This window comes from Elusimicrobiota bacterium (assembly GCA_041658405.1).
Taxonomy (GTDB): Bacteria; Elusimicrobiota; UBA5214; order JBBAAG01; family JBBAAG01; genus JBBAAG01.
The window spans coordinates 1-8,434 of sequence record JBBAAG010000106.1 but is presented as its reverse complement, the minus strand read 5'-3'; the positions used below and the strand labels follow the sequence as shown (position 1 = coordinate 8,434).

The window sequence follows — 8,434 nt, the reverse complement described above, 5'->3', positions numbered from 1 at the left end:
TCAGCGAGTCAGGATATGAAGTTGTATTTATTGACGTTATGGAGACTGTTATCTCCGCGTTGAACACAAACAAAGGTTACACCATAAAAATTGTCGGGGATAACCCAAAAGAAATTAAAATACAAAATGTCCGCGCGGTTAATTCTAAAGACACCGCTGTTGTCGCGGAAGAAGTTAAATCCGCTGATATTCTCTGTACCGCAGTCGGGGTGAATATACTACCCAAAATTGCGCCGTTAATCGCGAAAGGCATTTCTTTCCGTGAAAAAGCCGGGATAACACAACCATTGAACATAATCATCTGTGAAAACCTGCTTGACTCATCGGAACACTTACGGTTATGGGTAAAAGAAAACTGTACTTGCCACGAATACGTAGATAAATACGTTGGAATGGTAGAATCCGTTGTCAGCCGCATGATCCCTGTCGTCCCTGCGGAAATACGTGAGAAAGATCCTACAATTGTGTTTGTAGAAGAATACTCTGTCTTACCCGTTGATAAAAAAGGCTTCCGCGGCGAAACACCTGTGATTAAAGGAGTAATACCTCAAGGTAATTTTAAGGGTTATGAAGAACGTAAATTGTTTATCCATAACCTCGGACATTCAATGTACGCATACCTTGGCTATCTTAAAGGTTATGAATACATCTGGCAGGCGGTAGAGGATAAGAAACTTGTTAGTATCGTTACCGCAGCATTAAAAGAATCCGGTACTGCATTGATAAAAAAACATGGGTTCACGCAGAACGATATGGATAACCATATAACCGACCTTTTCCACAGGTTCCAGAATAAAGAACTTGGGGATACCGTCGCGAGGGTTGGACGCGATCCATTACGCAAGCTCGGGTATAACGACCGGTTAATCGGCAGTGCGCGGACTGCGTTATCTTATGGTATCACCCCGGAAAATATTGCGGTAGGAATTGCCGCAGCACTACGGTATGACAACCCGGCAGATCCACAGGCGGTGGAATTACAGAAGCTAGTCAAAACTCAAAGTATTGCGGAAGTATTGAATAAATTCAGCAGTTTACCGGTAGATAGCGCTATTATTAAACTCGTAACAAAAACATTCTTTAACCTAATAAAATTACTCTAAACCCTATTTTGCCATAACAATATCCTTCTGCCTTTGTTTTTTCTTATTATCATACTCTACAAGCAAACTTTTTTCACCGAATTTCATTGCTGAATACATGTTATTAGTTTACCATTTTTGTAAATTTATAAGACTTATCTCTATCAATCGCAATTGCAGCATCTTTTCCAAATACAATTGCAATAGACGCGTCTCCATTATATGACTTCATATTTCCAATTTCTTCCCTTAATTTCCAGTTTGTTATTCCGTAAAACCAAGTAACACATTCATCTTCTCCAGCCCCAAAACCTCTATACGGTAAATCTGTCCATTCCGGTTCTCCCAAAAGGGATTTTACTTGTTCTTTTGTTTGACCAACTGTAATTTTTGAGTACATGTTTTCTTTATGCACGATATTTATTCCAAGGTATATAAAAGGAATTATTATAAGAAAAGCTACTATCCAACTCCACATTATCATATTGTTCCAACGCCAAAACGGCTCGTTTGTTTTTTCTATTTGCTGTTTTGCTTTTGCCAATTCTTCTTGATAAATTTTATCTCTTTCACTTGATGAAATCATTTCTTCTCCTTTTGCCATATACAGACAACTTCCGTAAAACCAGTACTACCACGTATAGGAATTGTATGTATTATTTCCCATTCGTCTCTAAGTTCAACATTAATTTCTGCTTGAAACTCAGGAGCTAGTTTAGAACCTGTGATACCTGTTAAAAGTTTATGTTTGGTAACTTTGTATTCCACATGATTAGATTCTTGCATTTCTATTTATCCTTTCTTTCATTTAATTTCTGTTTGTTTGTTTTCGAATTTACTAAATAGTAGTTGATCCCAGCATTGACAATCGGATAGGACTCTTCTTGTATAACACTTGTAACCGTATCTGTAAGACTAATTGTTCCATATCCAATGTCAGCGGTAAAACTCAGACTTGGAGTTATGAATAGTTCTGCCCCAATAAAACCGCCCATATAATTACCTGCACTTTCTGACTTATCCGTTTTTGCATTTAGCAAATTATATTCCCCACCAATAAAAGTACGTAATTGTGATTTAGGGTTAGGATATAAGAGTCCACGAAACCCCGTGCTTGATAGATTCTGATTTGACAAATAACACAATTCTACTGCGAGTGAATCGGATAACCCAACTTTTAGAGCCAAACCGGGATATCTCAACCCCAAAGACAAACTTTGCGCATGTAGCGTTGATAAAACACTAGTTATTAACAAGAAAACACATGCTATAAATTTCAAGGTATTTCTAAGATTTCTTCTTTTTTGGGGTTAACTTATCTTTAGGTATTCCCATCAAGGCATTGTCAACCATTTTAATTTCACTTGTATCAAAATCATATTTATTTTTCGGTTTGACTTTCAAATCAATTAATAATTCTCTATATTTATCGATAATATCAAAAAATATTAAACGTTCTTTTTTGATGTTTTTAGTTGAGAGATGTTTATGAAAATACTTCAACACGTGCGCCCGATCCATTGGAGGAACCAATTCTGGTAATAAATGGTGCAGTAATTTGGAATTAGAAACAAGTCGGCTATCAGATTTCATTATTTCCATTCTATCGAAAATATCACCCAATATATCTTTTTCGACTTCACTGATTTTACTTAATCGAGATGTCGATAATTTAACAAGATTAACCTTGTTTTTCAAAATCTCTTCTTTAAAATCTTCGAAATCCACCATTCCAAGCCCACCCATTCTTTGCATTCCCCATGAAGCTACAGACGCATAGACCAACTCTACAAAGTGTTCGTTCTTAAGGAGTTTAAGGTATTGCCCTGAAGTCTTGCATTTTCTTAACATTTTCATGCTTTGAATATGAAAATAGACGCTAGGACCTCCGTATTTTTTGTAAGTCATTTCTCTCAACTTATCAAAATTCTTTTCTAGATACTTTGTCAATTCCACGTTATCCTTGAATTTCATTTAACTTTCCATCCTCTTTTTGAATAAATTTGTGAATTATTTTGCACAACGGAATCCGTTGCACACCGCCTCAAGATGTGAAGGCGAACGTGTTGTTGTCATACAATATGTGGAAGGAAACAGAAATGAGCCTCCACGTATTACCTTCCCATACACTGTCAATTTAGGATCATACCAATCGTTACACCATTCAAACACATTTCCAGCCATGTCATAGCATCCGTATGGACTTTTCCCATTCTCATAGTTTCCAACCGGTGCAGTATGAAATACATCATATCCATCCAGGTATCCAACTCCATAGTAAGACTGATCAAACCAATTACAATAATTGTCATGCCATGTGTTTCCCCAAGGGTAAGTTCTTTTATCTGTACCTCTTGCCGCTTTTTCCCACTCAGCTTCGGTTGGTAACCGTTTCCCTGCCCATTTCGTATATGCATATGCTTCATACCATGTAACCATCACGGGCAATATTGTGCCACTAGAGGCAGAAAATCCAGTATTTGAATCTGTCCATAATAATGGCCTAGTAATAGTATTACTTGTTTTCCATACCCAACCTTCAGAAGTCCAATAAGACGAATTACTATACCCACCCGCATCCATAAACTTCTTGAATTGCCCGTTTGTAACTTCGTATTTGTCGATATAATAAGCATCAAGATATACTGTTCCATTTCCAGTTCCCATCGTAAAACTTCCCGCGGGAACAAGTACCATACCTTCGGTAGCAGTCCCGCCAGAAGATTGAGTTGTTGCATTAGCTTCTGCTGAATATGACGAATTTCCCGAATTATTATAAGCTCGTACCCTGTAATAATACTGTGTACTCGCGGATAAACCAGTACTACTATAACTTGCAGCATTTGCTGTTACCGTAGCAATCTCGCTGTAAGTTCCACTTGTATCAGTTTTCCGTTCAATACGGAACCCTGTTTCGTTAGACGAATTATCTGTCCATGTAAGATCTATTTGGCTTGATGATATTACACTTGTTTGAAGATTACTTGGCGCGCCAGGAATGCTACCACTTACTGATACTATTAAAATAAAAGCACTTGTCCAACTACTATAATTCCCAACACCATCTTTTGCGCGAACACGCCAGTAGTAGGTACCGTTACTAAGAGTTGTTGTTACTATATAGTCTGAACTTGTCAACTCAGTTTGGTCAATAACCGTATTTGTAAAACCCGAACTATTTGATAATTGTAGGCCGTATGTTGTCCCGCTAGCGTCTGACACATCAGACCAATCGAATACTGGTGTCGCAGTAATTGATGTTCCACCATTGTTTGGAGATAACAATGTAGGTATCGTTGGTGGTGTTGTGTCAGGTGTACCGCTAGTAGTGGTGAATGATTCCGCAGAATATGCCGAGTTGCCAATATTATTATATGCGCGAATACGATAATAATACTTCGTACCTGTATACAGGCCAGTGTTGTTGTAAGCTTTGATATTAGCTTTAACTATAACAATTTGCGAATATGTACCTGTCGTACCAGTTTTCCGTTCAATACGGAACCCGGTTTCGTTAGACGAATTGTCTGTCCATGTAAGGTTTATTTGAGTAGATGATATTGTTGTGGCTAGTAAATTACCTGGTGAACTCGGGATAGTACTATTTCCGCCGTTATTGTTCTGCAATGCAACGTTATATTCATCAACTTTTTGGTCGAGTTTTTCCGCAGAATCTTTTAAAGCATCGGTAATACCAAACTTTAATCCGCCGCTATATGCTGAAATAGACATATAAGCGAGTAAACTAAGTACGATTGACCAAAACAATAGACGTTTCATGTTATTTCTCCACACGATTTTGTTAGTTATTGTAACAAATATATTACCATCAGTCAAGTAGCACTAATACTTGTAGTAATTTAATAAACGAGTGAGTTTTGGGTGTGTTTTCGAAACAATATAATATTGAGATATGAATCTTTTCTTAACTACAGGTTAAATACCAATATTAGGGTATTGGTGAATGGTGTTAAACAATTTCTTCCCGGGTAACTTACTGGCAGAAATGTACGTCACTTTACTGTTTTTCATGTTATTCTATCCCTCTTTGTATTTCTTCACACAAGTTACCTAACATTAATCATTACTCCCTTGCTTGTTTGGTAACAATATCTTTTTGCCTTTGTTTTTTCTTATTATCATACTCTACAATTAAGCGTTCATCGGTAAACGGATCAATTCCCGTATAGTACATCACAGCGGACCATGTTGACGGCAGAGGCGTATAAATCTGCACCTGTTCCGGCGTGATCTTCAGGTATTCATCGATAAACACGCGTAAACGTTCCATCTCTTTATACCAACACCCGGGATGCGCTGCGATGAAGTAGTAGGTAAGAAACTGTTTCCTTCTCATCTTAGACGTAAGCTTATCATGTTCTTCCTTAAACTTCAGCAGGTATGACGCTGATGGTTTACGCATGAGGCGTAACACCTTCTCGTCAGTATGTTCCGGTGCGAGTTTCAGTTGTCCCGACGTATGGTACTCCACAAGCTCGCGGAGGTACTCTTTCCCAAACTCTTCATCCAAAACTACAAGATCATGGCGTATTCCTGAAGCTAATGCAACTTTACGTACGCCCTTAACTTTCCGTACCGCACGGAGTAAGGCAATCAGTTTTTCATGTGAGCCATTAAGATTAACGCATTTCTTTGGGAATAAACACTCATGGGTTTTACACGGTTTACCCTTTTCCCTTAACGCACAGGCCATACCGTACATATTCCCAGTAGGGCCACCAACGTCACTTATCATACCGTTGGATCCGGTTAGGCCGGTGATCATCCCTGCTTCACGTTCTATAGATTCTACACTGCGCGAGATAACATTATTCCCCTGGTGTAACGCAATACTGCAGAACGCGCAGCCCCCAAAACATCCCCTCGTTGCAGTGATTGAATATTTAACAGTATCCTGCGCAACAACGTACCCATCCTTTGCGTAAAACGGATGCACCTCGCGGGTATACGCGAGTTCATTCACGCGGTCAAACTCTTCCATCGATAGGTATGGCTGCGGCGGGTTTTGTATGAGATACCGTCCCGCATGCTGCTGCATCAACCCGCGTGCGTCCATAGGGTCATTATTTTGTGAGAATATTTTAAACATTCCAATAAACTTTTCTTTATCCTTCGCAACCTGTTCGTATGAAGGTAATTCAAGATATCCTTCCACTGGCGTTTTGGAGATATAACATATTCCGCGGGTATCACGAAAATCTTCCCCGCGGCCCATTTTCCCTGCGAGTTCCACTATCGCTTTCTCACCCATACCATAAACAATAATATCCGCCTTCGCATCGAATACTAACGACCGGCGTACAGCGTTATCCCAAAAATCATAATGCGCAATACGGCGAAGGCTAGCCTCCACCCCGCCGAGAACTATAGGCTTTGCCGGTTTATAGTGTTGGCGGATAAGGTTCGCATAAACCATACACGCGCGGTTAGGACGATGCGTATTATCCCCGCCCGGGGTGTAGTCATCATCGTTTCTCCATTTTCTTGTGGCGGTAAAGTTTGCTACTAACGAATCAACCGACCCTGCGGTAATACCCCAGAATAACCGTGGTTCACCCAGCCGTGTAATATCAACCCCTGACCTTGTGGTAGGCTGCGCTATGATCCCAACTTTATACCCTGCAGATTCAAGCACACGGCCGATAACCGCTGCGCCGATAAACGGGCTGTCAATATAAGTATCACCCGTAACAATAATGATATCAGGTTGCGCCCACCCGCGCTCGTTAAGTTCTTCACGGGTAGTGGGTATAAAATTTGTATTCACACTCACTTCTTATGATTTCTTAAGTAACAATAAAGCAGTATCTGCCATTGACTGCAGGATTAAATTACACGAGGTCGCTCCGGCATCAAGCACTCCGCGGGAACGCTCACCCAACCTGCTTGCACGCCCAATTTTTGCAACCATATCCTTAGTTGAATTCTTACCATTCTCGGCTGCAGTTTTTAGTGCAGACAGGCATTCCTCAAAACTTTTATTCTGCGCAAGCGCTGCGTTGTATGCTTCCACTGCAGGGATAAGAGTATCCATCAACGTTTTATCCCCAACCTTTGCCTGTACCAGCGCCTGTAATCCCGTAAGCGCAGCGGTGAAGACATTACCGTAAACAGTTTTGTCAATCTCCGCCTTATCCTTACACGCTTTTGACATTTCAATAAAAATAGTTCCGTACAACGGGCCCATGGACCCGCCGATTTCCATCACCAATATTTTTCCAAGTGTGTTCAACCCGGAGGAAAGAGTTACTTTTGTGTTCTCCAACCGTTTTTGGCACATCGTGAACCCTTTATTCATATTAACCCCGTGGTCACCATCCCCAATCGCGCCATCAACTTCACTAAGATACTTCGTATTATCCTGAATAGTTTGGATCAACCCAAACACTACCGCGCTACCGGCATCATTCGTAAACTTGTCAGCCATTGAAACACACTCCTTTTATTCTCAAACTCTTTAATACGTTTTCTTGAGCCCGTATAATCTATATTAACCCCTAAACTGGCGTAAACCCATACAGTTAGCTTCTTCGTCAATAAGGCCTTTTAGTTCAGCATCTAGTTTCATGACGGTTAATGTCACACCCATCATCTCTAACGACGTGAAGTAGTTACCGACATACGATTTATGGATACTAATCCCTTTTTCCTTCAAAATATCAGCAACTTTATTGAAGAGAATATATAGTTCCATCACAGGCGTTGCACCAAGGCCGGAAACCAGTACCACCACATCATCACCTTTAACAAACGGGTAATCTGGAAGAATAATGTCTAACATCATCGCTGCCATCTCATCAGCAGATTTTAGGTCAGTAACCTTTATCCCAGGCTCGCCATGATGCCCGATACCGAGCTCCATTGTTCCATCCGCGATCTTAAAATTTGGCTTGCCCACCGCGGGAATTGTACATGGGGTAAGCCCAATACCAACACTACGCGTATTACTAATCGCTTTTTGCGCTGCTGTGATTACTTCATCGAGCGAGCCGCCTTTTGCAGCTTTCGCACCACCAACTTTCCACATAAGTATTTCACCCGCAACCCCGCGGCGTTTGTGCATCTCAGTCTTTGGTGCGGATGCTACATCATCGTTTGCAACAACAGTTTTTACGGTAATACCTTCCTCTTCAGCAAACTCTCTCGCCATCTTGACGTTCATATTATCCCCGGCATAATTGCCGTAGAGACACGCAACACCTTTACCTGAATTTGCTGCTTTGAACGCATCAAAAAACGCTTTCGCTGTCGGTGACGAAAATATTTCGCCTACCGCCACAGCATCCACCATATTTTTACCGACATATCCCACAAATGCAGGTTTATGCCCG

9 protein-coding genes are annotated in these 8,434 nt (G+C 40.6%); 1 reads left to right on the top strand and 8 read right to left on the bottom strand.

Annotated elements, in window-relative coordinates; all coding sequences use genetic code 11:
- On the top strand, positions 1-1,103 hold a 1,103-nt coding region (locus tag WC955_12395; protein ID MFA5859853.1), incomplete at its 5' end, for a mannitol-1-phosphate 5-dehydrogenase.
- 103 nt (positions 1,104-1,206) lie between these two features.
- Here the strand turns inward: WC955_12395 and WC955_12390 are convergent.
- The 8 genes from WC955_12390 to WC955_12355 form a co-directional block, all read right to left on the bottom strand.
- Positions 1,207-1,686 (bottom strand): hypothetical protein, encoded by a 480-nt coding sequence (locus WC955_12390; protein MFA5859852.1) that lies wholly within the window; start codon positions 1,684-1,686, stop codon positions 1,207-1,209.
- Positions 1,665-1,868, bottom strand: a complete 204-nt coding sequence (locus WC955_12385; protein ID MFA5859851.1) for a hypothetical protein — start codon at positions 1,866-1,868, stop codon at positions 1,665-1,667. Before WC955_12385 ends, WC955_12390 begins: the two co-directional genes overlap by 22 nt.
- A gap of 2 nt (positions 1,869-1,870) precedes the next feature.
- A complete protein-coding gene (locus WC955_12380; protein MFA5859850.1) occupies positions 1,871-2,269 on the bottom strand; it encodes a hypothetical protein in 399 nt (132 codons plus the stop codon).
- Between the two features lie 100 nt (positions 2,270-2,369).
- On the bottom strand, positions 2,370-3,056 hold the full coding sequence (locus WC955_12375) for a hypothetical protein (protein MFA5859849.1): 687 nt from the start codon (positions 3,054-3,056) through the stop codon (positions 2,370-2,372).
- Positions 3,057-3,092: 36 nt separating this feature from the next.
- Complete coding sequence (locus WC955_12370) at positions 3,093-4,862, bottom strand: SUMF1/EgtB/PvdO family nonheme iron enzyme (protein MFA5859848.1); 1,770 nt, start codon at positions 4,860-4,862, stop codon at positions 3,093-3,095.
- Positions 4,863-5,166: 304 nt separating this feature from the next.
- Positions 5,167-6,870, bottom strand: coding sequence for a YgiQ family radical SAM protein (locus WC955_12365; protein MFA5859847.1), 1,704 nt, complete (start codon positions 6,868-6,870; stop codon positions 5,167-5,169).
- A 9-nt stretch (positions 6,871-6,879) separates the two neighbouring features.
- Positions 6,880-7,530 carry a dihydroxyacetone kinase subunit DhaL gene (gene dhaL / locus WC955_12360; GenBank protein ID MFA5859846.1) on the bottom strand — a complete coding sequence of 217 codons (651 nt, stop codon included), beginning with the start codon at positions 7,528-7,530 and terminating at the stop codon, positions 6,880-6,882.
- A gap of 63 nt (positions 7,531-7,593) precedes the next feature.
- On the bottom strand, positions 7,594-8,434 hold an 841-nt coding region (locus tag WC955_12355; GenBank protein ID MFA5859845.1), incomplete at its 5' end, for a dihydroxyacetone kinase subunit DhaK.

What these genes read in the sequence shown, in the direction of transcription:
- WC955_12375 (MFA5859849.1), bottom strand. Translation starts at nt 3,056, where the DNA reads ATGAAATTCAAGGATAACGTGGAATTGACAAAGTATCTAGAAAAGAAT.
- WC955_12385 (MFA5859851.1), bottom strand. Translation starts at nt 1,868, where the DNA reads ATGCAAGAATCTAATCATGTGGAATACAAAGTTACCAAACATAAACTT.
- WC955_12390 (MFA5859852.1), bottom strand. Translation starts at nt 1,686, where the DNA reads ATGGCAAAAGGAGAAGAAATGATTTCATCAAGTGAAAGAGATAAAATT.
- WC955_12370 (MFA5859848.1), bottom strand. Translation starts at nt 4,862, where the DNA reads ATGAAACGTCTATTGTTTTGGTCAATCGTACTTAGTTTACTCGCTTAT.
- dhaL (MFA5859846.1), bottom strand. Translation starts at nt 7,530, where the DNA reads ATGGCTGACAAGTTTACGAATGATGCCGGTAGCGCGGTAGTGTTTGGG.